We start from the raw sequence: 24,575 nt of genomic DNA on the forward strand, positions 1-24,575 counted from the left end.
ACTGGTTCCTGGGACGGGTTTTAAAAATACATTTTATTTCAATACCTTATAAAGGTATATTGGCCATCGTCGCGGCCTGTTCGCGCCTGTCTCGAACACGTCATTTTTCGCTGGCTACGGAAAAAAAATTGTTCTGCATTTCCGGTAGGTTCCTTTGCCCTCTTGGACCCTGAAAAATGGTTTGTGTTGCAATATACGGAATTTCTGTTATTTTGCCTCATCTTGAGAGAAAAAAGCCTCCATGACTTCAACTTGAGAGAATACATTTATGAAGACCACCAAGCTCGTTTTCATGGTTATGATCGGCTTGGCGATGATCGAATTTACTGCAGGACAATCATTCAACATTGCCGCCGCTGCCTCAGTCAAGACAGCAAAAACATCGCTTGCCTCTTCCAAAACTAAAGCCAAATCCACCGCTACTGCCGCCAAGTCAAAAAAATTGATGAAAGGGGTAGCCACCGTCTATGCCGATAAATTCATCGGCAGGAAAACCGCCAGCGGCCAACGGTTCCGCCAGAGCGAACTGACCGCCGCCCATCGTTTGTTGCCACTTGGCACCAAGGTGCGGGTCACCAACCTCCGCAATCAAAAAACAGTCGAAGTACGGATCAACGATCGCGGGCCTTGGGCCAAGGGCCGGATCATTGATCTGTCGGCTGCCGCAGCGGCCAAGGTCGGGATGGCCAAGCGCGGCACCGCCTTGGTCAAACTCGAGGTCGTCTCCTCGGCCTCCTCGGGTTGATCCCGCAAGAGCGCTGACAGCTCCGCGTCTCCGGTGGATGCGGTTGGTCGTTTCATCGCGACGCGTCTTTTTTCTTCTTATACGCTCCAAATCCTCCTGCGCAGCCAACGAAACGGTGGTTGCGCATTTTTCTCTTGCGCGTCTCGTCCTTGCATGGGGCTGCCAGGGATGTCGTGCGCCTTATCCGGTGAGACGTCGTTCAAAGACCATACCGGGCATGGTGGATTCCGCCGCCGCTCCATTTCGTGCTTGTCTTACCGCAAAATGTTCAGTAATAGTTTGCCATTAGCCGCGATTTTTGGAGGGTGCGGCTTTGCGTTGAAGGTGCGGCCCGCCGGGAACTGCCTGAAACCCTTGTGTTGGCTGCAATCCTTATCCAACTTATTGTAGGAGGAACAGCATGGCACGAAAAACCTTTGGTCTCTTTCTTTCCCTTTTGTGTGCGGTCCTGCTTTCGTTGACCGTCTCCTGTACCACCCCGGCAGGACGAACCACGGGGCAGGTGGTGGATGATGCCGGCATCACCACCCAGGTGAAGGCCGATCTGTTGGCCGACAAGGAGGTCAGCGGTCTGGCGGTATCCGTGGAAACCTTCAAGGGCGAGGTGGTGCTGACCGGCGCGGTCGATACCCCGGCCCAACGGAAAAAGGCCGAGCAGATCGCCTCCAAGGTGCACGGCGTCACCCGGGTGAAAAACCTGATCAAACTGAAATAACGCCGGCATGCCCCGGGTGCGGATCAGCACCCGGAGACGGATGCCCCTAAACGGAAACAGTGATTGTGTTTCCGTTTTTTTAACTCCTTATTACGGGGACAGGATATATATTTTTGACTTCCTGCTGCCAAGAGGGGCAGAAGCATGGAGTGGTTGGTCGCCCAATCCTCTTTCGCTTCTCCGCGTGGCCCAGATGATCCTGATCCGTGTCTCACGCCCCTGCTGCCCTGGGAACTCCCGGTTTGGCCGATGGAACTCGCGCGGGTGTCCTGCAAGCGATACTTGCTGCAATTTTTGTTGCACATTTTGAAATTTTTTCGTTATTGCACTTATATTCAACGCATCAACATCAACATCAACATGCACCTGGGAGGGAACCATGGACAGGGGAGGGAACGTCAAGTGGGGCATCATGGCAGTCGTTCATACTCTAGCGGCAGCATCGACCGCGTTGGCCGGGAACGTGACCCCGCTCGCGCCGCTGTTTGCCAATGTCAATGCGAGTTACGCGGGTGCCGAGGTCATCATGCCTTATCTTTCGCAGAACGATGCCAACAAGGATGGGTATCGCGAAAGCCTGACCTACTGGTATCGAATTTATAAAAACAACACCAACACACCGCTTCTCTACTCGTCAACTCCCAAAACCGGTGCGTATCCGGCGGTTTCCTGCACCAATCCCACCTGGCGGGAAAGCTATACCAACCCGCAATTCATGCGTTCAGGCAAATGGGTGGTGACCGGCCATGACCTGAACATGGAGTGCGATTCCAACGCCGGCGATAGCGAGGCGCACAATACCTTTGTCTATGTGGCGGATGTGAGCAAATCAGGAGGAGCAGTCAACACCCTGATGTTTGCCAAGGCCGAGCTGGAGGCCATCGAGTTGGTTGATTACAACAGTGACGGAGTCGGCGACCTGATGGTCTCCATGCATGTGGAGGGGGCGGCGGTCGAACAACTCCGCATCGTGGTCAAGAATCTGGCGAACTGGGCCACGCTTTCGGACAAAGTCTACGCAGTGTCCAATGTCAAAGACTGAAGGGCACACCGTGAAAGGAACAGCTGTTTCCGTTGCGAGGTGCCATTCCCAATACCTGCCCTGAACAGGAGGCCAAGCCATGCCCATTGGAGAATTGTGCAATCGGGAGGTTGTTTTTGCCAGGCGCACGACCACCATCGTCGAGGCGGCGCAGCTCATGCGCCGGTATCATGTGGGTGATCTGGTGGTGGTAGACGAGGTCGGGGGCCGCCGGATTCCGGTCGGCATGCTGACTGATCGTGATATCGTGGTCGAGATCATCGCCAAATCCTTGCCTGTCGAGGGAGTTACCGCCGGTGAGCTCATGCGGCCGCGGCTGGTCAGCGTGCCGGAAACGGCAGGCGTGGTGGCGACCATTCAGTTGATGCGTGCCCATGGGGTTCGCCGCATCCCGGTGGTCGATCCGGAGGGTGGGCTTGCCGGCATCGTGTCTGTGGATGACCTGCTCGATCTCCTGGCCGAGGAATTGACGGAACTGGCCAAGGTCGCCCCGCGCGGTCAGGCAAGTGAGACCCGGACCCGAGGGGATTGACACCTGATTCCGGCATCGCGCCGGTTGTCCCCTCCTTTGGCAACGATTGACAACCACGGCACAGAACAATGCAGACGACAGCCAATATGATCCTCCTGGCCCGGCAGGATTCGGATGTTTCCCTTGCCATGACCGAGCAGGCGCAACAGGCCGGTTTTCTTGTGCGGCAGGCCAGCTCACCGGCGCAGCTCGCGCAAATGGTGCTCCTTCATCCCCCCGATGGCGTGCTCATTGATCCTTCGGGGCATGAGACGGAAATCCTGGCGCTGATCGAGGGACTGACGGCAAAATTTCCCCACGTGCCGGTGGTGCTCGTTGCCGCCGCACCCTCAGCGGACAACGTGTTGGAAGCGCTGCGCCGAGGTGTCTGGGATTATCTGGACAGCTCCAGGGAAGACAGCGCCACGCTGGCAGGTCGTCTGCTTCGGGTTGTTCATCGATCCGGGCAGGCCACGGAAAAGAGACACGCCCTGGATGCGTACGAGCAGCGGATCCGCGAGCAATGGACTCGGTTGACGTCGAAAAATTCGCAGCTCGTTCGGGAAATCAAGGATGTGAAAGTGCAGGAACGGCTTCTCCTTCATGCCAAGCGAGAATGGGAACGAACGGTCGACGCCCTGCCCGACCTGATTTTCATCGTCGACCGGGATCACCGGATCACCCGCATCAACAAGGCCATGCGTGATCGTCTCGACATGGCCTATGACGAGGTGCTGGGGCGCCCCTGTTTTTACTGCTTCCATGGCTGCCATCGGGTAATGGAGCAGTGTCCGCATGAATTGTTGATGAACGATTGCAAACAGCGCACCGTGGAGATCGAGGAGGAACGGTTGGGCGGTTTCTTTGAGCTCACGGTCGTGCCGTATTACGATGCCGAGGGGGAGTTGGCGGGTTCGGTGCACATCGCCCGTGATGTTTCCGCGCAGAAGCAGGCACAAAAGGATCAGGAAAAATTGCAGGCCCGACTGCTCCATTCGGCCAAGTTGGAATCCGTCGGCCAGCTGGCGGCCGGCATCGCCCACGAGATCAACACTCCAACCCAGTTCATCACCGCCAACATCGATTTTCTCGACGAAGCCTTTACCAAGGCGGAGGAGTTGTGCACCGCTCTTCTGGACGTGCTGACTGCCGTTAAACAGGGGACGGTTGCCCCAGAGCAGTTCGAGGCGATCGAATCGCTGCTCGACGAACTGGACTGGGCGTATTTACAAGAGGAAATCCCCCTGGCCATTTCCCAGTCCAAGGAGGGGTTGCAACGGGTCACCTCCATTGTTCAGGCGATCAAGGAATTTTCCCATCCCGGCAGTAAACAGAAGGTCAGTGCCGACCTCAACAAAATCATCAAGACCACCATCACCGTGGCCAGAAACGAATGGAAGTACGTGGCCACGGTGGACACCCATCTCGATCCCATCCTGGAAACCATCCCTTGTCATGCCGACGAGATCGGCCAGGTATTCCTCAATATTTTGATCAACGCGGCCCACGCCATCGAAAGCAAGCAGGGGGAATATCCCGAAAACAGACTGGGACGGATCACCATCACCTCGGCGCAGTGCGAGCACTACGCGGAAATCCGGATCGCGGACAACGGACCGGGCATTCCGCCTCCTATTCAGCACAAGGTATTTGATCCTTTTTTCACCACCAAGCAGGTCGGGAAGGGTACCGGCCAGGGCCTGGCGATCGCCCACGACGTGGTCACCACCAAGCACGGCGGCACCCTGAGTTTCGAAACAAGCCCGGAAACGGGAACGACCTTCATCATCCGGCTGCCGCGCGGGGCGAGCGAGCCGGCCCTCCACGCCGACGTGCCCGGATCGTTCGCATGAAGAAAACCGCACTGTTTGTCGACGGCGAACCGAACATCCTTGCCGGGCTGAGGCGGATGCTTCGTTCGCTGCGCAACGAGATGGATTTCTTTTTTGCCGAAAGCGGCTTCGAAGCCCTCGAGATCCTTGCGGCCCAGCATATTGACGTCATCGTCTCCGACATGCAGATGCCGGGCATGGATGGGGCCACCCTGCTGGCCACGGTTCAGGAGAAGTATCCGATGACGATCCGTATCGTGCTCTCCGGCCAGGCGGACGAGGTTCCGGTGCTGCGCGCGGCGGGGGTGGTCCATCAGTTTCTGGCCAAGCCGACCGATCCGGAAAAGATCAAGGAGGTGCTGAAGAGAGCCTGCGCCCTGCAGGATCTGATGAAGAACAAGCAGCTCAAGGCGGTGGTGTCACGTATCGGCAAACTGCCGTCCATCCCCGCCATCTATGTGGAACTGAAGAACAAGCTGATGAATCCTGACTGTTCCGTCAGCGATGTGGCCTCGATCATCATCAAGGACATGGCCATGAGCGCCAAGGTCTTGCAGCTGGTCAACTCCGCCTTTTTCGGCATGTACACCAATATCACCAGCCCCCTGCACGCGGTTACCCTGTTGGGACTGGAAACCATCAAGGCGATGGTGCTGGGCATCGGATTTTTCTCGACCCTGCACACCACCTCGTCACGGACCTTCTCGGTCGACAAGTTGTGGGATCACTGCGTCCTGACCGCGGCCTTCGCCAAGAAAATCGCCCAGGCGGAAACCAACAACACCCAGATGATCAACAACACCTTTATCGCCGGCATGATGCACGATATCGGCAAATTGCTGCTGTTTTCGAGCCTGCACGAACCGTACAACCAGGCGATCGCCATGGCGCGCAAACAGTACAGCCACCTCAACCAGGCGGAGCAGCAGGTGTTCAACTCCGACCATGCGAATATCGGCGGTTATCTGGTGGGGTTGTGGGGGCTGCCGGGAAGCGTGATCGAGGCGGTGGCCTTTCATCACCAGTTGGACGACTATCCCAACCCCTCCTTTTGTCCGGCCGTTGCCGTGCATGCCGCCGATGTGATCTATTACGAGCTGTTTCCCGAACGGAGCGTGGGCAAGCCGCCGCGGCTCAATTACGGCTATCTGGAGCAAGCCGGGGTCAGGAGGAGGTATTCGGCCTGGCTTGAGCTCTGCAGCGAGGAATACCCGGGAGAACCGCGCCATGACCGATAAAATTTTGCTTGTTGATGACGAGCCCAACGTGCTCCAGTCCATGCAACGCCAACTGCATAACCGTTTTGCCCTGCGGACCGCCGGCAGCGGCGAGGAGGCCCTGCGGCTACTTGAGGAGGAAGGGCCTTTCGCGGTCATTGTCACCGACATGCGCATGCCGGGTATGACCGGGGTGGAATTGCTGGCGCGGACAAAGGATCTGTATCCGGATATGGTGCGCCTGATGCTGACCGGCCATGCCGATCAGGAGACGGCGATGGAGGCGGTCAATTCCGGCCAAATTTTCCGTTTCCTCACCAAACCCTGCCCCCAGGCCACCTTTGTCATTTCCCTGGCCCTGGCTCTCCGTCAGCATCGTCTGATTGTCGCCGAGAAGGAACTGTTGCAGAAGACGCTCAAGGGCAGCATTCACGTGCTGTCCGAACTGCTGGGCGTGGCCAACCCCCTGGCCTTCAGCGCCGGACTGCGCATCAGGGATTATGTGGTCCGCATCGCCCAGGAACTGCACCTGCCGCAGATCTGGCAGTGCGAGATTGCGGCGCTGATGTCCCAGATCGGCTGCATCACCCTGCCGCCGGACATCCTGAACAAAGTCTACGCCGGCGCGAAAATGAGCGCGGAAGAGAGCGAGATGTTCAACAATCATCCGCTGGTTGGCGCTTCGCTTTTGGAAAAGATCCCCCGCCTGGAGCATGTCACCAAGATGATTTGCCTGCAGCAGAAGCGATACGATGCCTATACCGCTGAACTGATGAAAACGATACCCGAGGAAGTGGCGGTTGGTGCCCAGATCCTCAAGGCGGTGATCGATTACGATCGACACCTTGCCCGGGGCATGAGCCGGGGAGAGGCTATCGGCCAGCTGCGCAAGACAACCGGCGTGTACCACCCGGCTGTTTTGTCGTTGCTGACGTCGTTGAAACTGGAGGACCAGCGGCCGGTGCTCAGCCTCGCTGCCAATCAGGTCGGGGTGGGCATGGTGGCGATGGACGACATCCTCACCAAGAGCAAGGTGTTGATTATTCCCAAAGGGCTGACCCTGACCTGGGCGATGGTCCAGGGACTGCAAAATTTTTCCAAAAAAGTCGGAGTGGTCGAACCGATCAGGGTTATGCTCGGTCAGTCGGAGCCGGACACCTGATCAACCTGCGGGTTCGACGGCCCTTGGCCATTTTTTCCTTGCTCTTCCTGCCGTGACGGAATTGCCGTGTTAACCTGGACGGGTGTCGGCGGGGCTGCTTTATGGCTCTTGTTGCTGGCGCCAGAAATTGGCCCAAGCCTGCCAATCCGGCAACCATTGGAGCTGATTGCCGTGGGGATGGGTCCAGGCGAGGTGCCAACGACGATGGCGGCCGTTGCTCCACAGATCGGCGGTCCAGTAGAGCCAGCCGAAACGAGGCGGTTCCGGCCCCTGCCACGGGGGCTCCCACTGCAGCCAGAGCACGGGCTGCGGATGCTGTCTGACCCAGTCGGCCAGGTGGAGGCGGAGAGCGGTGCCTTTGTCGCGCAGATAGGTGGTCAGGTAGGTGTTGAACACCACCAGCGGCGCATCGTCCAGCGGACCGATGTGCCTGGCAAGAATATGGGGCAGCGCGTCGGGCAGATCGGCCTGGTGGAGCCGGACCGGCACCGGGGACTCATCGAGCTGGTGCAGGGCCGCGATTCCCTGGCGCAGTCTGGCCAGCCGTTCGCTTTGATCGCCCCAGACAAAGGCGGCCAGGGTCTGTTCTTCCCGCCGTGAACGAAGAATAAAAGGCGCCAGGTCGCAGCCGATCCGAGAACGGATCGTCGGGATAGCGGTTGTGGTTGGCGCAACCAGTGGCCCCTCGATGTGGACAACAAATTGGGGTGGGATGCCGCAGCCCAGTTCAAGCACTCCCTCGTTTCCCTCGCCGTGCAGCAGCCGATAATGGCGCTGATCCGCCACCAGGTTGAGGCCGGCGCTGGCCCCCAGATCGAGCAGGTGGATGGCCGGCCAGCCCGTAAACAGCACCGGCAGCAGCCAGCACAGACCGCGCGCGGTTTCGTTGGTTTGCACCGTGGCATGGGCGATGAATTCGGCCAGCGCCTCGCGCCGGGCCAGGATTGCCTGACGCAGGCTGGCGGCAAGATCGTCCGCATCCAGGGCGAGCGTTCCTCCGGCGGAAGGAAAGTAGCGGCCCAGGGGCCGCGCATCGGCAACGCCGGCGAGAACGTCGCGGTGCAGGCCGGCAAGCAACAGCAGCGGCACCTCGAAGGAGGCGCGGGGATGGGCAGCGGCCAGCAGCCAGTCCACCAGGGGATCCTTCCCGCACCCCGCACCGAGCCAGTCCGCGATCAATCCGCACAAGCGGGCGGAGAGCGGCGAGGAAGCGGCGGCAAATTCCTGCTGCCTGCGGAATCGGCGGGCAAGGCGAAACGGCAGATCATCCATGGGGTGCCATATGAACGCAAAGGGTCTTTGTCCCGACAGCGGAACCGGGAGACAAGGGGCGACGGGCAGGACTATACCGCCTTCCGGAGGTAGCGGCAAGGCGGGGTATTCATTGCAGGGAAAAGGGAGGACGGGAAGGGGGAGCGGGCAGGGGCAACAGCCGGAGGCATGTACCTCTTGGGCGGCAAAATGTGATGATCAATTGTATCCTGTTTGATTTTTCCGCGTATGGCGGCCTGTTTGCGGCGGCCCTGCTGGCCGCGACCGTTGTGCCGATGCAGTCGGAGGCGGTCTTGGTCGGCCTGCTGCTCACCGGCGACTACCCGACCTGGCTGCTGTTGGCGGTGGCGGCCAGCGGCAATATCCTCGGCGCGGCGCTCAACTGGTGGCTGGGGAGGGGGATCGAGCGTTTTCGCGATCGTTCCTGGTTTCCGGTCAGCGAACAGCGGCTGATGCAGGCGCAACAGTGGTACCAGCACTATGGCAAATGGTCGCTGCTCCTGTGTTGGATGCCGATTGTCGGCGATCCGCTCACCGTGATCGCCGGAGTGATGCGCGAACCTTTTCCGGTGTTCCTGCTCATTGCCGGCACGGCCAAACTCCTGCGTTACCTTGTGCTGGCCGGAGTCACTCTGGGGACGATGGCCTAAATGGCCAGGGGACGAGACAGGGGGGCGATTGCCCCCCTGAACATTCTCCACCGGTCCGACTTTACCGTGCTTGCCCGGAGGAAGACGGTTCCGCCGGGGCTGGTGCCTGAGCCGGGGTGAGCGGCGCGGCCTGAGTTCCATTCGCGCCGGGTTGGGGGTGTGTTTTGGCGCGCACCAGCGAGGCACGGGTGGCGTTTTTCAATTCCTCGACCTGCCAGCCATCCACCCGCAGCAGTTGCTCCTGGTTGGACACCTTGAGGACAAAGGTGTTTTCGGTCGCCGGCTGCGGCTCGGTGCCCTCGGCCTTTTCCGGTTTGGGGGGGTGGCCGAACAGGTACTCAACGGTGCCGCCGCCTTCCAGGCTGATCGTGTAGCGCAGGGCCGGCGTCGCCAGACCGTACTCGGGTTTGTTGTCCTTGCCGAGGAGGGCGGTGATCGACAGGTTGGTCAGCCGCTTGATCAGGCTGTCGAGCCGGTCCTTGATCACCTCTTCCTCGGCCGTGAGATCAGCCGGCTGCAGGCCATCCTTGCCGCGGATCAGCTGCAGGGCGGGCAACGCAACCCGGGCCACTTGTTCGGGCTTGAGATGGAGGAGGGTGGTGTCGATCCAGCTGTCGTCCTTGACCTCCAATTCATGCTGGGAAAGGGCGATTGCCTGAATTTCGTTGTCGCCATCGGCGCGCAGATAGATCTTGCGCAGGCCGGGCGAAGTGCCGAAATAGATCACGGCCGCATCCTTGCCGCCGGCGCGCAGGCTCAGTTTGCGCTCAAACCGCTCCGGCGCCACCTTGAAGCGGGTCGCGGCCTCGGCGGTGGTGGCCTCGGGCCAGCCGCGTTGCAGCGTGGTCAGCCGCTCGAGCAAGCCCTGCACCCGGGCGGTGTCCGCCGGGAAGGCGCCGGAATCGGGCAGCAGCCACCGCTCCTTCTCCTTGGTCAGCTTCAGTGTGTGCCCCTCACCGTCTTCCAGCAGCAATTCGTTGATCTCGGCCGCGTTCAGCGCGAGCAGCGGCCCCTTGGCCGCTTGGGTTCCGTCGAGCCGATGCGCCATGTGGGTCGCCACGGTCAGACCGACCTGCACCAGCAACAACACAGCGCACACCAGTATCCATCGTTTCATGGTTCAATCCTCCCGGCAATCAACAGCTGTTCGCGTCGTCGGGCCCGTGCCCGGACGAGGCGCCGCAGCCCCCACACGGACAGCAGACCGAAGGCGGCCAAGCCGTAGTTCATGTATTCCCAGATCATTCGCGCCTCCTTGTCCATCGGCAGCAGGGTGCGGGCAAAATGGCCGCGGCCGCGGATGGAGAGCAGATCGCGGTCTTCCAGGGACCAGTCAATGGTGTTGGCCATCAGTTGCAGCGGATTGAGATAGCGGGTACCGCCGGCGCCGGAGGCCAGTTCCAGGCTGGTATCGGCCAGGAAGGTGTTGGAGGCGAACAGGATGATCCGTGCCGAATCCGGCGAGCGTTCCAGCACCCGGCCGATCACCTCGGGCTGCTGCGGCTCGACCGGCTGTTCCGCCGCCGTTTCGCTTTGCCCGGCGGCTGGCTGTTCCTTGGCCTTTTTGTCTTTTTCCGCCTGTCGTGTTCGTGCTTCCTCGATCAGCGGCGAGGTTTTGCCCTTGAAATGGGATGCAAAACCGCCTTCCACCATTACCGCCAGGAGTTGGCGACCTGCCGCCTCCCCTTGGGCAAAGCCGGCTTGGCCGTAGCGATCGAAGTTGGGCTGAATGTCGATCGAGTCAGACAACCAGGAGCCCCTGGAACTCTCCAGCAGCCGCACCACCTGGCGGCCCTTGTTCTTGTCCGCGTCAACGGTGATCGGCGAGGCCCACGTCATGGACAGCTGATCGATGCCGCTGATCAGCCCGCCGTTGCGGTTCATGCCGTCGCTGCGGATATCGACAAAGTAGGGGTAGTTGATCAGATGGGTTTCACGAATGGAGTAGCCGCCGGCTTGGCGTTCGACCGGCACCGGAAAGGCGGCGTTCTGCGGATCGAGCACCAGGGTTTTGCCCAGGGTGATGCCGTAGCCCGCCAGCCAGTCACTCAGGCCGCTCTGTTTGTCGGTGGCGCTGATCCGTCCCTGCAGGCTGACATCAAAAGGCGAAGTGGCCAACACCACCGTGCCGCCCTGCATGAGGAACTGATCGATGGCAAAGACTTGTTTTTCCTGCAATCGCTCCGGGGCCACCACCATCAGGATATCGGCCTCCGGATCGACCTGGCCGGTGCTCAGGTCCACCGGTTTGATCCGGTGCTCCTGTTCGGCAAAGCGTTGCAGCAGTTGAAAGGTGTTGCCCTGGTCCATCATGCCGAATTGGGCCATGGACGGGTTGGCCGGCGGGGTGTACAGGGCCACGGTTTTGAGCATGCCCTTGGAAAAACGCTTGAGCGAGGCCTCGATCGCCCCCTTGAGCGCCGCTTTGTCAAGGGCTGACGGCAGGGCCACCTGGACCTGCTGGCCGCCGCTCTCCAGGGTCATGTAGAACCAGAAGGTCTCCGTGGACAGCAGCCCGGCCACCATGGGCCGCATGCCGAATTCCTTGCCCAGGCGGTCAGCCAACTGACCGCCGTCGGCATCGGGATCGGCGAAGCTGACAGAGAATTTGTCGCCTCCTTGGGTCTTCAGCTCGGCGAGCACGCTCTCCAGGTTTCGGCGCAGCTCGACCAGCGGTTGGGGCAGTTTGGCTTCGGGCGAGACATAGCCATGGAAGACCACCGGGTTGCCGATGCCGGCAAACAGGTTGCCGCCGCCCTGGTAGCTGTAGAGCACCTTCTTGATCGCCCGGGTGATGTCATGTTCCGGGTTGCGCAACTCAACCTCGAGCTGGGTGTCGCCCTCGCTCTTGACCTCGATCAAATCCTGGAAGCCGAGGGTGACGAACTCGTCGCCATACTTAATGAGAACATCGAAATAGGAGTTGGTGACCGCGGTCTGATAGCGGGAGGCGGTCTGGAAGGGAACAGGCCGGATGCCGTACTTTTCGCCCGCCTCCTGTTCCAGCTCCGGTTTTTCCTGGGGATCGACAAATTCGACCCTGACCCGGCCCTTGCCGGCCACCTCGTATTCACGGAGCAGGTCGCGCAGCTGCGGTTGCAATGGGGCCAGCAGCGGGTGGGTCTGGCTGGAGAAGTAGCCGCGAATCAACAGCGGTTCCTGCAACCGATCGAGATAGGAACGGGTGGCCGGAGAAATCGAATAGATCTTGCCCGCAGTCAGATCGGCACGCAGGACGCCGATGGGTGCCAGCCAGAAGTTGAGCAACAACAGGTTGCCCACCAGCAGGGCGGTCAGCACGCCCCAACGGCGGTGGACGGAGTTGATCGGATTGCCGGCCCACCGCTGCCGTTCCAGGGTGTAGACGTTGAGCGAGAGAAAGATGCCGATCAGGCTGAACGAATAGAGGAGATCGCGCAGGTCGATCACCCCCCGGGTGATGGCGTCAAAGCGCGCACCCGCCCCCAGCAGTTTGAGCAGTTCGCCGCCCTGGTTGCCGAAAAAAGAGGTCAGGGTGTCGGAGCCAAGCAAGTAGAGGAAACTGCAGGCCAGGGTGGAAACAATCAGGCTGACGATCTGGCTGTTGAACTGGGCGCTGACCCAGAGACCGATGGCGATGTAGGCCCCGGCGAGCACCAGGCTGGCCAGGTAGCCGCCGAACACCGGACCCCAGTCGAGTTGACCGAGGAAGCTCACGGTGAGCGGCAGCGGCAGGGTGAGCAGCAGACCGATGGCCACCAAGCCGAGGCAGGCGATGAATTTGCCCCCCACCAGTACCGGCAGACTCACCGGCGCGGTCAGCAAGGGTTCCAGGGTGCCGGCCCGATGCTCCTCTGACCAGACCCGCATGGTGATGGCCGAGGCGAGAAAGATCAACAGCAGCGGCATCCACTCGAACATCGGCCGGACATCGGCGATGTTGCGGCTGAAAAAGGTTTCCACCCAGAAAAAGATGAACAGGGTGGCGGCCAAAAAGGCACCGAAAAAGATAAAGGCGGCCGGGGTGGCGAAAAAGACCGCCAGTTCCCTCCGGGCAACCTTGCGCAAGGTGTTCATTGTTCCCTCCCTGCAGCCATGTTGATTTCACTGAATATTTTTTCGAGATTACGGGTTTCCGGAGCAAGGCCGTACAGTGGCCAGCCCTTGGCGGTGATGGCCGAAGCCACGGTCGGGGCCAGGGCCTCGGCCGTGTGTTCGCCGGAAAGGGCGAAACTGTGGCGGCCATCGACGGAGGCGACGGACTCGACCACGCTCACCCCTGCCACGGCACGCAGCAGCGCACCGGCCTCGGCCCGGTCGGTGGTCACCAGCAACCGCTGGCCCGCGCTCAATTCGTCCAAGCGCGCGTCCAGAACCTTGCGGCCGTGCTGGATGATGATCACCCGGTCGCAGACCGCCTGCACCTCCTGGAGGATGTGGGTGGAGATGATCAGGGTCGCTTCCTTGGCCAGTTCGCTGATCAGGCCGCGCATGTGCTGAATCTGGGTGGGATCGAGACCGTTGGTCGGCTCGTCGAGAATGATGATTCGCGGCCGGTGGAGGATGGCCTGAGCCACGCCGACCCGCTGGCGGTAGCCGCGCGACAGGGTGGCAATGGTCTGCCCGGCCTTGTCCATCAGCGCGGTCCGTTCCAGGGTGTCGACCAGTAGCGGTCCCAACCGGTCGCTGGTCACGCCGTGCAGGATGGCGATGTATTCGAGGTACCCGGCCACGGTCATTTCCGGATAGACCGGGCAGTTCTCGGGCAGATAGCCGATCATCGCCTGGATAGACTGCCGGTCGGTGGCCATTGCCAGCTCGCCAACCCTGATGGTGCCGGCGGTAGGTTCGAGAAAGCCGGTCATCATCTTCATGATTGTGGTCTTGCCGGCGCCGTTGTGGCCGAGCAGCCCGACGATTTCACCGTCATCGATGGTGAACGAGACATCGTCGACCGCCTTGAGCGGTCCATAGGATCGGGTTAGGTGTTCTACATGAATCATGGGAAATCTCCTACACGAAATAATGCTGCCGACCAGGCAAACGAGCCGCACGGTGAGCGGCGCGAATCGGACAGGTGGCAGCATGTGCGGTCCAGCCGGTCATGGGGAGGACGAACGAGGTGGAATGAAACGGCTTTTTTGGGTTATTCAAGGATAACAAGAGCGCCTTGGCCACGCTCAAATCCGGGGAAATAATAAGGCCGGGGGCGGAGTTGTCAAGCCAGCGGATACAAAAAGGTCAATGATGCATGCTGGTTGTCACCAGAGGTCTGGGGTCGTTGACCAAAGCGGCAAGACCTGGGCAGGCGGCGCGGCGTCTGCTTCGGACGAGGCGGGATAAAAGTGAGGAGCAAAAAAAAAAGCCCCAGCCGGAAAACCGGCCGGGGCAACACATCGTCTAATCGAGGAACAATTAGAATTTGAAACGAACAGAAGCAACCACATTGTGACCGTTGATGCTCTCTGCCTCGCCAGCATCGGAGATGCCGAGGTACTCATAGCCCAAGTCACCGGCGATCTCGTCGGTGAAATTGTAGGTCATACCAAGGCCTGCCTTGTAGGCAAAGGCGTTGTCGCTGCCACCATAGGTGCCTGCCGGGCCATCCAATCCTGCGGATACGTCAACATTCCAGTCGAACTGGGCAACACCCAGACCAGCCATGGCATAGACAGCAAAGGCGTCGTACACCGGAATCTCGTAGTAGCCGTTGACGAAAACGGTTTTGGCATTGTAATCGCCACCCAAATCATAACCAAAGGCTGTTTCATCATCCAGATCCGCACCCTGATAGGCCAACTCGAGCTCTGCCCGGAACTGACCGAACTGCTTGCCCAGAGCGATGGCACCACCGAAACCGGCATCGCTGTCCCACTCGTTGATAGGACCGAGATCCTGCTGGGTCCAAGCGGCACGAACGCCGAGACGGGCATACCACATGGAGTCATACTCGAGAGCGGTGATCCGCTGCTCATGATTCTCCAGCTGTTTTGCGTGGGCGCCCAGCTGCTCGTTCTGCTGCGCCTGGGAAGAATTCAGGTCATCGATCTGCTGCTGGCATGCTTCCGGACAACCAGCATCCATCTTTTTGCCAGGGCCACCGGCCAGAGCAACACCAGCGGTCAGAACAAAAGCCGACACAGCCATTACACTCAATACTTTCTTCATATCCATTCTCCTACGTTTAGTGAGACTTTATGAACACCCGGGCGTTATTGCCCAAAAAAACGGTTGATCCTCCGATGCGCCGTGATCCCCGGCCGGTATGCCGAGAGCCCTGCATCAAGTTTGATTGAAATATAACAAAGGAAAGGATTGCCTGCAATATCCAACATGCAAAAAAATACAAAATTTTGAACGAAAAGAAGGCGACTGCTGCTTAACATTTTGATTTTTATAGTTTTGTATAAAAAATAAAAATTTGCACCCTGGGTGTGCCGTGCTGCTTGACGAAGTCGATGCGGTTGACTAGATAACGGGACGATGGCATGCGCGTGTGGGGCTGTCCGTTCAGAGAGGCGAATCCGTGGAGGTGATGTGATTCAGATAGGAATTGAGCAACTGTGCCGGTCCGGTGCCGAGCGGCTAAAGGGTAAACGATTGGGTTTGTTGGCCAACCAGGCTTCCACCGACAAACATTTCAATCACGGTCGTGACCTCTTGCTGGCAGCCTTCCCCGGACAACTGACCTGCCTTTTTTCGCCGCAGCACGGATTTTTCAGCGAAAAGCAGGACAACATGATCGAATCCGATCATGGGGTCGATCAGGTGAGTGGCCTGCCGGTCTATTCACTGTACGGGGAAACGCGCAAGCCCTATCCGTCGATGTTTGCCGATATCGACGTGCTGCTGGTCGATCTGATCGATGTCGGTACCCGGGTGTACACCTTTATCTGGACCGTGGTCCACTGTTTGGAAGTGGCGGCGGAAACCGGTATCACGGTCATGATTCTCGACCGGCCCAATCCCATCGGCGGCCATCTGGTCGAGGGCAACCTGCTGCGCGCGGAGTGCGCCTCCTTTGTTGGCCGTTGTGCCATTCCCATGCGCCACGGTTTGACCCTGGGCGAATTGGCCCTGCTCTGCAATCGGGAGCTGGAGATTGGCGCCGATCTGCAAGTGGTCCGGATGAACGGTTGGACGCGACGGATGTTTTTCCCCGCCACCGGCTACCCATGGGTCTTTCCCTCGCCCAATATGCCCTCCTTTGCCACGGCCTTGGTCTATCCAGGGCAAGTGCTGTGGGAAGGAACCAATATCTCCGAAGCCCGGGGCACGACATTGCCCTTTGAGTTGTTCGGCGCCCCCTTTCTCGAACATGGGGCGGTGCTCGATGCGCTCCGCGCAACAGAACTGCCCGGCTGCCACCTGCGGCCACTGCGCTTCGAGCCGACCTCGGGCAAATGGATGGGACAGATGTGTACCGGCTTTCAGATCCACGTGCTCAATCCTGACCAATTCCGCCCCTATCGCACCAGCCTGGCCCTGTTCCAGGCGATCCGCTGCCTCTATCCCGAACAGTTTGCCTACAAATCACCACCCTATGAATATGAATTCGAGCGGCTGCCCATGGACCTGATCATCGGTGATAAGATGGTGCGCGAGGGGCTGGAAAACGGTGTCCCCATCGCCGAACTGGAGCGGGTCTGGCAGGAGGAACTGGACGAGTATCGGCAGCTTCGCCGCGCTGTTTTTCTTTACGACTGAACGAATGTCCGGTATTCTTGCAGGTTCCCGTTGAGCGTGAATTTCCTCCGGGCAACCGGGAACAATCCGGTTTTCCGCATGCTCGAACCCTACGTATTTCTGGAGGAGCGAACGTGTCCCGCGAATGCACCCTGCGGCAATTGGCCGACCTGGTCGGTGGCCGGGTGGAAGGCGATCCCAACCTGATCGTCCGTGGTCTGAACGGCATCGAGTATGCCCAACCCGGCGAGATCACCTTTATCCTTGACCGCAAACAGCTGCCGCTGCCCGAAACCTGCCAAGCCTCGGCCTGTATCGTCCCGGTTGATACCGAAGCCCTGGGCAGGCCGGCCATTGTCACTGACCAGCCGTCACTGGCTGCCGCCCGCATCCATACCTTTTTGCTGACCGAACCTTTTCAGGCCAAGGGGATTCATCCTTCGGCGGTGACTGGCGAAGGATGCGTGATTCCACGGGAGGTGACCATCGGCCCCTTGGTCTGTCTCGGCGACCGGGTGACCCTGGGGGAACGCGTCACCATCCACCCCGGCGCGGTGATCGGCAGTGACGTCGTCATTGACGACGACACCATCATTCATGCCAATGTAACCGTGGCCGAGCGTTGCACCATCGGCAAACGGGTGATCCTCCATCATGGGGCGGTGATTGGCAGTGACGGCTTTGGTTTTGCCACCGACCGGATGGGCGTGCATTATAAGAAGCCGCAGGTCGGCACGGTGCGCATTGACGACGACGTCGAGATCGGCGCCAATTCCTGCGTTGATCGCGCCGCCTTTGGCACCACCTGGATCAAGTCCGGTGCTCGAATCGACAACCTGGTCATGGTGGGCCACAATGTCGTCGTGGGCGAACATTCCATCCTGGTCGCCCAGGTGGGCATTGCCGGCAGCACCACCCTGGGCCGCAATGTGGTGCTCGGCGCCAAGGCCGGAGTCGCGGGGCATTTGCACCTCGATGACCAAGTGATGGCGGCCGCCAAAAGCGGCATTCACAACAATCAACCCAAGGGCGCCATGATCGGCGGCTCCCCGGCGATCGAGGTCAAAAGCTGGGGCCGGGCCGCGGCCGCCTTCAGCCGCTTGCCGGAAATGGTCAAGGAACTGCGAAGGTTGCGCAAGGAGGTGGACCGGCTGACCGGACTGCTTGCACCCACAGATCAACAGAAGGACAACCAATGACAACACAAACGATAGATGTGCAATTGCCCATTGATATCAAGGGGATCATGGAGATCCTGCCACACCGGTATCCCTTCCTCCTGGTTGATCGGATCGTGGAGCTGGAAAAGGGAAAAACCATCACCGGCGTCAAGAACGTGACCATGAATGAACCGTTTTTCCAGGGACATTTTCCGGGTGAGCCGGTCATGCCCGGTGTGCTCATTCTCGAGGCCATGGCCCAGACCGGCGGCATTCTCGCCTGCCTTTCCGATGCGGACATGATCGGCCGGCTGGTTTACTTTGCCGGTGTGGACAAGGCCCGGTTCCGCCGGGTGGTGCGTCCGGGCGATCAGCTGGTCATGAAATTGGAAATGATCAAACAAAAAGGCAAGGTCACCAAGATGGCCGGCAAGGCCTACGTGGATGACCAGCTGGCCACCGAGGCCGAGCTGATGGCTAGTTTCGCCTGATATACGACTCTTCTTTCAACGGGCGGCCCATGGGTCGTTTTTCTTTGTTTCAGCACAGGACAGTCTTTCCATGAATATACACCCCACGGCGGTCATCGACCCCAGAGCCCAACTCGATTCCTCGGTGATCGTCGAACCCTACGCCGTCATCGACGGCCCGGTCAAGATCGGCCCGGAAACCCGTATCTGCGCCCACGCGGTGGTTTCCGGCCACACCACCCTGGGCGCCCGTAACACCATCGGCTCCTTTGCCACCATTGGCGCCCCACCGCAGGACATCCACTACAAGGACGAACCGACCGAGCTGATCATCGGCGACGGCAACCAGATTCGCGAGTATGTATCCATTCACCGGGCAACGGCCAAGGCCAGCGGCAAGACCCTGATCGGCGACAACAACATGATCATGGCCTACTGCCACATCGCCCACGACTGCATCATCGCCGACCATGTGATCATGGCCAACGTCGCCACCCTGGCCGGTCACGTGGAGATCGGCAGCCACGCCAATCTCGGCGGCCTGGTGGCGGTGCATCAGTTCTGCCGCATCGGCGACTATGCCTACATCGGCGGTATGTCCGGCATCGGCCTCGATGTGCCGCCCTATGTGATCATGGAAGGCACCCGCAACCAGATGCGCATTGCCGGTATCAACAAGATCGGCCTGCGCCGTGCCGGCATGGATCGGGAGACCATCAAATGTCTGGAGGAGGCGTTTAAGATTCTGTTCCGCTCTCCGGAACTGCTGCTCAAGGATTCCCTGGCCAAGCTGGAAGAGGAGATGAAAGACTGCATCGAGGTCCAGCTGATGGTCGATTTTTTCCACTCCAGCAAGCGAGGAGTGGTCAAGCGGACCATTGATGACTGAACAGCCGCCCCAGGCATTGCCCATCGGCCTGATCGCCGGCGGCGGCCAATTTCCGCTGCTCTTTGCCGAGGCCGCCCGAGCGCGGGGCCGGCGGGTGGTGGCCATCGCCCATGTCAACGAAACCGCGATCGAGATCGAGGACCGGGCCGATGCGGTCTACTGGGTCAAGTTGGGGCAGTTGGGCAAGATCATCAAGCATTTCAAGCGGGAAGGGGTAGGCGAGACCGTCTTTGCCGGCACCATCACCAAGACCCGGATTTTTCACGATATCCTGCCGGATTTGAAAGGCCTTTCCCTGTGGAGCAAAATCGACCGGCGGCTGGACGACGCCATCCTTCGGGCCGTGGCCGCCAGTATGGAAGAGGAGGGGATCCGGGTACTCGCTTCTACCTGTTACCTCGAGCACCTTTTTTTTCCAAAAGGCCTGCTGAGTCGAAAAAAACCCTCGGCCGAGCAAATGGAGGATATCCGTTTCGGCTGGAAAGTGGCCCGCGAGGTCGGTCGGCTCGACATCGGCCAGTGCGTGGTGGTCCGCGATCGCTCGGTGCTGGCGGTGGAAGCCATCGAGGGCACCGATGCGGCCATCCGTCGTGGCGGTGAACTGGCCGGATCCGGGGCAGTGGTGGTCAAACTGAAGAAGCCGAACCAGGATTTTCGCTTCGATCTGCCGGCCACGGGGCCGCGCACCATCGACACCCTGGCGGCGGTCAAGGGAGCGGTGTTGGCGGTGGAGGCCGGCCAGTCGTTGCTTTTTGACCGAACGGCCATGGTCGAGGCGGCCGATCGCGCGGGCCTAGTGGTGGTCGGGCTGGTCGAGGACGAACAGGGAGAACTCCAGTATTGAATCCAAGGGAAGAGGCAACGACCATGCACACCACATCCATTGTCGATCTCCTGCGTCGCCAACCGGTGGGGGAAACGGTGACCATCAGCGGTTGGGTGCGCACCCGGCGCGATTCGGGCAGCTTTTCCTTTCTTGAAATCAACGATGGCTCGTGTCTGGCCAACTTGCAGCTCATTGCCGAGGAGCAGTTGGTCAATTATGCAAGTGAGGTGAAAAAACTGACCACCGGTTGTTCATTACGGGCACACGGCCTGCTCGTGGCCTCGCCGGCCAAGGGGCAGACGGTGGAAGTCCGGGCCGAACGCATCGAGGTGATTGGCTGGGCCGATCCCGAAACCTACCCCTTGCAGAAGAAACGGCACAGTTTTGAATTTCTCCGCTCCATCGCCCATCTCCGGCCCCGCACCAATGCCCTGGGCGCGGTGGCCCGGGTGCGGAGCGCGCTGAGCTTCGCCATTCACCGATTTTTCCATGAACACGGATTTCTCCAGGTCCATACCCCGGTGATCACCACCTCGGATTGTGAAGGCGCAGGCGAAATGTTCACGGTCACCGCTCTGGAACCCGGCCAACTGCAGGGACCTGATCCCTTCAATAACGATTTTTTTGGTCGACGGGCCGGATTGACGGTCAGCGGCCAGTTGCAGGCCGAAATTTTTGCCCTGTCCCACGGCCGGGTCTATACCTTTGGCCCGACTTTTCGCGCGGAACACTCCAACACCAGCCGTCATCTGGCCGAATTCTGGATGCTGGAGCCGGAGATGGCCTTCTGCGATCTGGCCGGCAACAGGGACGTGGCGGAATCGTTGATCAAATTCTTGGTGTGCGTGGCCCTCGACGAGTGCGGCGAGGATCTGGCCCTGTTTGACCAGCACGTCGCCAAAGGGCTGATCGATAAGCTCACCCAAGTTCGCGACCGGCCCTTTGTTCATCTTCCCTACACCGATGCGGTGACCGAACTGCAGCGAGCGGGTCGGCAGTTCGAGTTTCCTGTGCAGTGGGGCATCGACCTCCAGGCCGAGCATGAGCGATTTTTGTGCGAAGAGGTGGCCCAGGCGCCGGTGGTGGTCACCAACTATCCGGCCGACATCAAACCCTTCTACATGCGGCTGGACGATGACGGCCGCACCGTGGCAGCCATGGATATCCTGGTGGCTGGAATTGGCGAGCTGATCGGCGGCAGTCAGCGCGAGGAGCGTTATGAAGTGCTGGCGGCCCGCATGGCGGCGGCCGGGCTTGATCTGGCCCAGTACGGCTGGTACCTTGACCTCCGGCGCTACGGTTCCGTGCCTCACAGTGGCTTTGGCCTCGGGTTTGAGCGGTTGGTGCAGTTCGTCACTGGCATGCAGAATATCCGTGATGTCATTCCCTTCCCGCGTACCCCGGGCAGCGCCCCCTGCTGATACGTTTTTTTTAAGGAGTATCCCATCGCAACGGTCACCGGAAACACCAACGGCCTCAAGCCGAAACAGCTACGGGATCTGGAGCGGCTCGCGCAAAAAAAGGTTGCCCCCGATGAGATCGTCGGCCGGGAGACCGCCCGCGCTCTGGCGGCCATCTCCACCGAGCTGAACCGACGGGTCGGTCTTTTGATCCATCGCTCCGGCCAGATCGAAACGGTGATTGTCGGCGATTACGATCGCATCACCATCCCGGCCCTGGCCCATGTCGGTGCCAGCGGCGGCCGGTTGCGCGGTCTGCGTTGCGTGCATACCGTGCTTGGTGGCGCCGCAGCCATCAACGAGGAAGATATCATGGACCTGGCTTGTTTGCGGCTCGACCTGATGGCAACCCTGACCCTCCGCGACGGTCTGCCGGACCTGCTCCATCCGGTCCACCTCATTCCCCGCCAGGTGGACGGCCGTGACTGGACTACGCTGTCCCCGGTCCATCCGGCCAACCAGCAACAGTCGTGCATCGAACTGATCGAGGCACTGGAAGATGAGTTTGTCCGTGAGCGGCCGGTGCGCGAGGTCGACCGGGGCAAGGACCGGGCCATCCTGGTGTCGGTGACCACCGGTTCACGGGGTGAGGCCGAGGATTCCATGGCCGAACTGGTCGAGCTGGCCCGTTCCGCCGGGGTCGAGGTCTTGGCCGAGGTAATCCAGCGGCGCAAGCACATCCACCCTCGTTTCATCCTTGGCCGCGGCAAGCTGGTGGAGATCGTGCTCATGAGCCTGCGTCTGGGGGCCAATCTGCTCCTTTTCGACCAAGAACTGAGCCCCTCGCAGATCCGCAGCGTCACCGACCACACCGATCTGCGGGTTATCGACCGCACTCAACTGATCCTCGACATCTTTGCCAGCCGGGCCCGCTCGCGTGAAGGCAAATTGCAGATCGAAATGGCCCAGCTCAAGTACATGCTGCCCAAACTCACCACCCGCGACGACGCCCTGTCCCGCCTCACCGGCGGCATCGGCGCCCGCGGGCCGGGAGAGACTCGCCTGGAGATCGACAAACGACGGATCAACGACCGCATTACCCGGTTAGGCAAGGAGTTGAAGGCGGTGGGGGATCAACGTTTTCACCGTCGCAATCGGAGACGCAAACGGGACGTGCCGGTGATCTCCCTGGTCGGCTACACCAATGCCGGTAAATCAACCTTGCTCAATACCCTGACCAAAAGCGAGATTCAGGCCGAGGATCTGCTGTTTGCCACTCTGGACCCCACCAGCCGGCGGTTGCGTTTTCCCGAGGACATGGAAGTGATCATCACCGACACGGTTGGTTTCATCCGCAACCTGCCCGCCGATCTGCTCAAGGCCTTTGAATCGACTTTGGAGGAGTTGTTCGAGGCGGACCTGCTCCTGCACGTGATCGATGTGTCCAATCCTGCCTGGCGACAACAGGTGGCGGTGGTGGAGGGCTTGCTGGCCGAACTGGAGCTGGATGGGATCCCGTGCCTCAAGGTGTTCAACAAGATTGACCGGTTGGCTCCGGAAGACCAGGCCGAGCTGGCGGATAGCGCGGAGGGCGTGGGAATCAGCGCCTTGGACGCGCACACCCTGCCGCCGTTGTTGATACGGGCGCAGGAAATATTGCGTACGGTTGCCGGAAAAGCAGCCGTCTCGACGGCGAACGGAAAGAGGCGGGAAGAGGAGGGGGAAGGATGACAGAGGGAATAGCTCTTCAGCTTTGAAGGAAAAAACCGAGTGCTTTGTCCATTTCCACGTTGCATCGAAATTCACAGCCTATGCTGTTGTGTTGCACCGTTTTGACCACCGCCTGTTTCTTGAGAACGGTGTTGTTTTTATCGTTCAGCTGGAATTCGATCAAAAGGAGCTGTCCCTGTTCGATTCGATGTATTCCGGAGACGGTAAAGCCTATACCCGTGCGGGAAATATTGTTGATATGGATGATGCCGCCGCCAATTCCTCCCTCGGTGAGGATTTCATAGGTACCGGGAAGACTGGTCTGTTTACGGTAATGGCGGCGAAAATCAAGCAGCAGGGAGAAGACCTGCTGGCAACGGCAGCGAACGGAGAGCGTATGCCGGCCGTGACGAAACTGGTCGACCGCAAAATGTTTAACCACGCCGCAAGAAGGGCAAATAACCGTTGCCGTGTTGTTGTCGCGGACATGCACTTTGAGTTCAGCCATGGCCGTCAATCGTAAATAATGCAGGTGAAGCGTTCCAGCTGCGCCTCGGTTTCCGGATCAAGGTCGGCCGCGACTTCATGGATCTGATATTCCTTTTCACAGCCGCTGCAGCGCAATCGTACCTGCCGACATCGTCGCTGCACCTGTAAGGGTTCACCGCATTTTCTACATTTCACGTTTGTTTTCCCTTGCCGATGAGTTGTTCGCGGGTGAAAACAGCCTTGAGCGGGTACCCTTTGGCCGCCAAGACCTCGGCCCCCCCCTCCTGGCGATCAACAATGGTGGCCACCAGACCAACCCGAAACCCTTCGTTTTCGACCCGCTCGATCACTTTTAATAACGTGCCGCCAGTGGTGACCACATCCTCGACCAGGGCCACCAGCCCTCCGGGAACCAGGTTGCTCTTGCCTTCAATGAAATTGCCGGTGCCATGGCCCTTGGCTTCCTTGCGGACAATGAACGCGGGCAGGGGGGATTGTTCGAGATAGCTGACAACGGACACCGCCGTGACCAGAGGATCGGCACCAAGAGTCATGCCGCCAACCCCCATGATCGGTTCGGGATGCTGACGAATCAATTGGAACAGCAATCGACCGCAGAGATATCCTCCTTCGGCGTCGAGGGTGGTCTGTTTGCCATCCACGTAAAAATCGGAGGTCTTCCCTGATGTCAGGGTGAAGGTTCCCTGACGATAGGATTTTTCCAGCAGCAGTTCCTTGAGCCGTTGTCGTTCGTCCATGCAGCAATCCACTAGGGCAGAGGTTGAAAAGGGCACTTGTTTTTTGCAGGAAGCAAAGGCGT

24 protein-coding genes are annotated in these 24,575 nt (G+C 59.8%); 15 read left to right on the forward strand and 9 right to left on the reverse strand.

Annotation, left to right across the window (positions count from 1 at the left end):
• Positions 1 to 207: 207 nt before the first annotated feature.
• Positions 208 to 462: a hypothetical protein gene (locus tag DESPR_RS18405; protein WP_169701547.1), complete on the reverse strand. Its 255-nt coding sequence runs from the start codon at positions 460 to 462 to the stop codon at positions 208 to 210.
• Between DESPR_RS18405 and DESPR_RS18410 the strand changes: the two genes are divergently transcribed.
• The 7 genes from DESPR_RS18410 (at position 446) to DESPR_RS06490 (ending at position 7,224) form a co-directional block, all read left to right on the forward strand.
• Positions 446 to 745 carry a septal ring lytic transglycosylase RlpA family protein gene (locus DESPR_RS18410; RefSeq protein ID WP_169701548.1) on the forward strand — a complete coding sequence of 100 codons (300 nt, stop codon included), beginning with the start codon at positions 446 to 448 and terminating at the stop codon, positions 743 to 745. The two genes, DESPR_RS18405 and DESPR_RS18410, sit on opposite strands and share 17 nt — an antisense overlap.
• A gap of 400 nt (positions 746 to 1,145) precedes the next feature.
• Positions 1,146 to 1,460, forward strand: coding sequence for a BON domain-containing protein (locus tag DESPR_RS06465; protein WP_015724004.1), 315 nt, complete (start codon positions 1,146 to 1,148; stop codon positions 1,458 to 1,460).
• A gap of 379 nt (positions 1,461 to 1,839) precedes the next feature.
• On the forward strand, positions 1,840 to 2,502 hold the full coding sequence (locus DESPR_RS06470) for a hypothetical protein (protein WP_015724005.1): 663 nt from the start codon (positions 1,840 to 1,842) through the stop codon (positions 2,500 to 2,502).
• 79 nt (positions 2,503 to 2,581) lie between these two features.
• Positions 2,582 to 3,034 carry a CBS domain-containing protein gene (locus DESPR_RS06475; RefSeq protein WP_015724006.1) on the forward strand — a complete coding sequence of 151 codons (453 nt, stop codon included), beginning with the start codon at positions 2,582 to 2,584 and terminating at the stop codon, positions 3,032 to 3,034.
• Between the two features lie 68 nt (positions 3,035 to 3,102).
• Positions 3,103 to 4,866, forward strand: coding sequence for an ATP-binding protein (locus tag DESPR_RS17165; RefSeq protein WP_015724007.1), 1,764 nt, complete (start codon positions 3,103 to 3,105; stop codon positions 4,864 to 4,866).
• Positions 4,863 to 6,083, forward strand: a complete 1,221-nt coding sequence (locus DESPR_RS06485; protein WP_015724008.1) for a response regulator — start codon at positions 4,863 to 4,865, stop codon at positions 6,081 to 6,083. Before DESPR_RS17165 ends, DESPR_RS06485 begins: the two co-directional genes overlap by 4 nt.
• Complete coding sequence (locus DESPR_RS06490; protein ID WP_015724009.1) at positions 6,073 to 7,224, forward strand: HD domain-containing phosphohydrolase; 1,152 nt, start codon at positions 6,073 to 6,075, stop codon at positions 7,222 to 7,224. The genes DESPR_RS06485 and DESPR_RS06490 overlap by 11 nt, the downstream gene beginning before the upstream one ends.
• Before the next feature lie 99 nt (positions 7,225 to 7,323).
• On the opposite strand, the gene DESPR_RS06495 is transcribed toward DESPR_RS06490, so the two are convergent.
• Positions 7,324 to 8,496: a DUF2332 domain-containing protein gene (locus DESPR_RS06495; protein ID WP_015724010.1), complete on the reverse strand. Its 1,173-nt coding sequence runs from the start codon at positions 8,494 to 8,496 to the stop codon at positions 7,324 to 7,326.
• Positions 8,497 to 8,690: 194 nt separating this feature from the next.
• Between DESPR_RS06495 and DESPR_RS06500 the strand changes: the two genes are divergently transcribed.
• A complete protein-coding gene (locus tag DESPR_RS06500; protein ID WP_015724011.1) occupies positions 8,691 to 9,146 on the forward strand; it encodes a YqaA family protein in 456 nt (151 codons plus the stop codon).
• A gap of 61 nt (positions 9,147 to 9,207) precedes the next feature.
• Here the strand turns inward: DESPR_RS06500 and DESPR_RS06505 are convergent, their stop codons facing one another.
• The 4 genes from DESPR_RS06505 to DESPR_RS06520 form a co-directional block, all read right to left on the reverse strand.
• The gene (locus DESPR_RS06505) at positions 9,208 to 10,263 is read right to left on the reverse strand and encodes a DUF4340 domain-containing protein (RefSeq protein WP_015724012.1); all 1,056 of its coding nucleotides are present in this window, start codon (positions 10,261 to 10,263) and stop codon (positions 9,208 to 9,210) included.
• Positions 10,260 to 13,202 (reverse strand): Gldg family protein, encoded by a 2,943-nt coding sequence (locus DESPR_RS06510; RefSeq protein WP_015724013.1) that lies wholly within the window; start codon positions 13,200 to 13,202, stop codon positions 10,260 to 10,262. Before DESPR_RS06510 ends, DESPR_RS06505 begins: the two co-directional genes overlap by 4 nt.
• Positions 13,199 to 14,128 (reverse strand): ABC transporter ATP-binding protein, encoded by a 930-nt coding sequence (locus DESPR_RS06515; protein WP_015724014.1) that lies wholly within the window; start codon positions 14,126 to 14,128, stop codon positions 13,199 to 13,201. The genes DESPR_RS06510 and DESPR_RS06515 overlap by 4 nt, the downstream gene beginning before the upstream one ends.
• A 412-nt stretch (positions 14,129 to 14,540) precedes the next feature.
• Entirely contained in the window at positions 14,541 to 15,293 is a 753-nt protein-coding gene (locus tag DESPR_RS06520) for an outer membrane protein (protein ID WP_015724015.1), read from the reverse strand.
• A 369-nt stretch (positions 15,294 to 15,662) separates the two neighbouring features.
• Here DESPR_RS06520 and DESPR_RS06525 point away from each other — a divergent pair, with 369 nt between their 5' ends.
• The 7 genes from DESPR_RS06525 to hflX all read left to right on the forward strand — a co-directional run bounded on the left by DESPR_RS06525 (position 15,663) and on the right by hflX (position 23,287).
• Entirely contained in the window at positions 15,663 to 16,832 is a 1,170-nt protein-coding gene (locus DESPR_RS06525; protein ID WP_015724016.1) for an exo-beta-N-acetylmuramidase NamZ family protein, read from the forward strand.
• 113 nt (positions 16,833 to 16,945) lie between these two features.
• Positions 16,946 to 18,010 (forward strand): UDP-3-O-(3-hydroxymyristoyl)glucosamine N-acyltransferase, encoded by a 1,065-nt coding sequence (lpxD, locus tag DESPR_RS06530; RefSeq protein ID WP_015724017.1) that lies wholly within the window; start codon positions 16,946 to 16,948, stop codon positions 18,008 to 18,010.
• Positions 18,007 to 18,462 carry a 3-hydroxyacyl-ACP dehydratase FabZ gene (gene fabZ / locus DESPR_RS06535; protein WP_015724018.1) on the forward strand — a complete coding sequence of 152 codons (456 nt, stop codon included), beginning with the start codon at positions 18,007 to 18,009 and terminating at the stop codon, positions 18,460 to 18,462. Before lpxD ends, fabZ begins: the two co-directional genes overlap by 4 nt.
• A gap of 70 nt (positions 18,463 to 18,532) precedes the next feature.
• Entirely contained in the window at positions 18,533 to 19,330 is a 798-nt protein-coding gene (gene lpxA / locus DESPR_RS06540; RefSeq protein WP_015724019.1) for an acyl-ACP--UDP-N-acetylglucosamine O-acyltransferase, read from the forward strand.
• The gene (locus DESPR_RS06545; RefSeq protein ID WP_015724020.1) at positions 19,323 to 20,174 is read left to right on the forward strand and encodes an LpxI family protein; all 852 of its coding nucleotides are present in this window, start codon (positions 19,323 to 19,325) and stop codon (positions 20,172 to 20,174) included. The genes lpxA and DESPR_RS06545 overlap by 8 nt, the downstream gene beginning before the upstream one ends.
• 23 nt (positions 20,175 to 20,197) lie before the next feature.
• Positions 20,198 to 21,577, forward strand: a complete 1,380-nt coding sequence (gene asnS / locus DESPR_RS06550; protein WP_015724021.1) for an asparagine--tRNA ligase — start codon at positions 20,198 to 20,200, stop codon at positions 21,575 to 21,577.
• A gap of 186 nt (positions 21,578 to 21,763) precedes the next feature.
• A complete protein-coding gene (gene hflX / locus DESPR_RS06555) occupies positions 21,764 to 23,287 on the forward strand; it encodes a GTPase HflX (RefSeq protein ID WP_245529489.1) in 1,524 nt (507 codons plus the stop codon).
• A 16-nt stretch (positions 23,288 to 23,303) separates the two neighbouring features.
• Here the strand turns inward: hflX and DESPR_RS19290 are convergent, their stop codons facing one another.
• The 3 genes from DESPR_RS19290 to pyrE are packed head-to-tail and all read right to left on the reverse strand — an operon-like array spanning position 23,304 to position 24,513.
• Positions 23,304 to 23,774, reverse strand: a complete 471-nt coding sequence (locus tag DESPR_RS19290) for a PilZ domain-containing protein (protein WP_015724023.1) — start codon at positions 23,772 to 23,774, stop codon at positions 23,304 to 23,306.
• A gap of 5 nt (positions 23,775 to 23,779) precedes the next feature.
• Entirely contained in the window at positions 23,780 to 23,950 is a 171-nt protein-coding gene (locus DESPR_RS18415; protein WP_169701550.1) for a dual CXXC motif small (seleno)protein, read from the reverse strand.
• Complete coding sequence (pyrE, locus tag DESPR_RS06565) at positions 23,947 to 24,513, reverse strand: orotate phosphoribosyltransferase (RefSeq protein ID WP_015724024.1); 567 nt, start codon at positions 24,511 to 24,513, stop codon at positions 23,947 to 23,949. Before pyrE ends, DESPR_RS18415 begins: the two co-directional genes overlap by 4 nt.
• Between the last annotated feature and the right edge of the window lie 62 nt (positions 24,514 to 24,575).

This window comes from Desulfobulbus propionicus DSM 2032 (assembly GCF_000186885.1).
Classification (GTDB): domain Bacteria; phylum Desulfobacterota; class Desulfobulbia; order Desulfobulbales; family Desulfobulbaceae; genus Desulfobulbus; species Desulfobulbus propionicus.

Excerpts from the sequence above, each read along its gene's own strand:
- DESPR_RS06520 (WP_015724015.1), bottom strand. The coding sequence starts at position 15,293 with ATGAAGAAAGTATTGAGTGTAATGGCTGTGTCGGCTTTTGTTCTGACC.
- DESPR_RS06465 (WP_015724004.1), top strand. The coding sequence starts at position 1,146 with ATGGCACGAAAAACCTTTGGTCTCTTTCTTTCCCTTTTGTGTGCGGTC.
- DESPR_RS06505 (WP_015724012.1), bottom strand. The coding sequence starts at position 10,263 with ATGAAACGATGGATACTGGTGTGCGCTGTGTTGTTGCTGGTGCAGGTC.
- lpxA (WP_015724019.1), top strand. The coding sequence starts at position 18,533 with ATGAATATACACCCCACGGCGGTCATCGACCCCAGAGCCCAACTCGAT.
- DESPR_RS18410 (WP_169701548.1), top strand. The coding sequence starts at position 446 with ATGAAAGGGGTAGCCACCGTCTATGCCGATAAATTCATCGGCAGGAAA.
- DESPR_RS06475 (WP_015724006.1), top strand. The coding sequence starts at position 2,582 with ATGCCCATTGGAGAATTGTGCAATCGGGAGGTTGTTTTTGCCAGGCGC.
- DESPR_RS06510 (WP_015724013.1), bottom strand. The coding sequence starts at position 13,202 with ATGAACACCTTGCGCAAGGTTGCCCGGAGGGAACTGGCGGTCTTTTTC.
- fabZ (WP_015724018.1), top strand. The coding sequence starts at position 18,007 with ATGACAACACAAACGATAGATGTGCAATTGCCCATTGATATCAAGGGG.
- DESPR_RS06515 (WP_015724014.1), bottom strand. The coding sequence starts at position 14,128 with ATGATTCATGTAGAACACCTAACCCGATCCTATGGACCGCTCAAGGCG.
- DESPR_RS17165 (WP_015724007.1), top strand. The coding sequence starts at position 3,103 with ATGCAGACGACAGCCAATATGATCCTCCTGGCCCGGCAGGATTCGGAT.
- DESPR_RS06470 (WP_015724005.1), top strand. The coding sequence starts at position 1,840 with ATGGACAGGGGAGGGAACGTCAAGTGGGGCATCATGGCAGTCGTTCAT.
- DESPR_RS06545 (WP_015724020.1), top strand. The coding sequence starts at position 19,323 with ATGACTGAACAGCCGCCCCAGGCATTGCCCATCGGCCTGATCGCCGGC.
- DESPR_RS06490 (WP_015724009.1), top strand. The coding sequence starts at position 6,073 with ATGACCGATAAAATTTTGCTTGTTGATGACGAGCCCAACGTGCTCCAG.
- DESPR_RS19290 (WP_015724023.1), bottom strand. The coding sequence starts at position 23,774 with ATGGCTGAACTCAAAGTGCATGTCCGCGACAACAACACGGCAACGGTT.
- pyrE (WP_015724024.1), bottom strand. The coding sequence starts at position 24,513 with ATGGACGAACGACAACGGCTCAAGGAACTGCTGCTGGAAAAATCCTAT.
- asnS (WP_015724021.1), top strand. The coding sequence starts at position 20,198 with ATGCACACCACATCCATTGTCGATCTCCTGCGTCGCCAACCGGTGGGG.
- DESPR_RS06500 (WP_015724011.1), top strand. The coding sequence starts at position 8,691 with ATGATCAATTGTATCCTGTTTGATTTTTCCGCGTATGGCGGCCTGTTT.
- DESPR_RS06485 (WP_015724008.1), top strand. The coding sequence starts at position 4,863 with ATGAAGAAAACCGCACTGTTTGTCGACGGCGAACCGAACATCCTTGCC.
- DESPR_RS06495 (WP_015724010.1), bottom strand. The coding sequence starts at position 8,496 with ATGGATGATCTGCCGTTTCGCCTTGCCCGCCGATTCCGCAGGCAGCAG.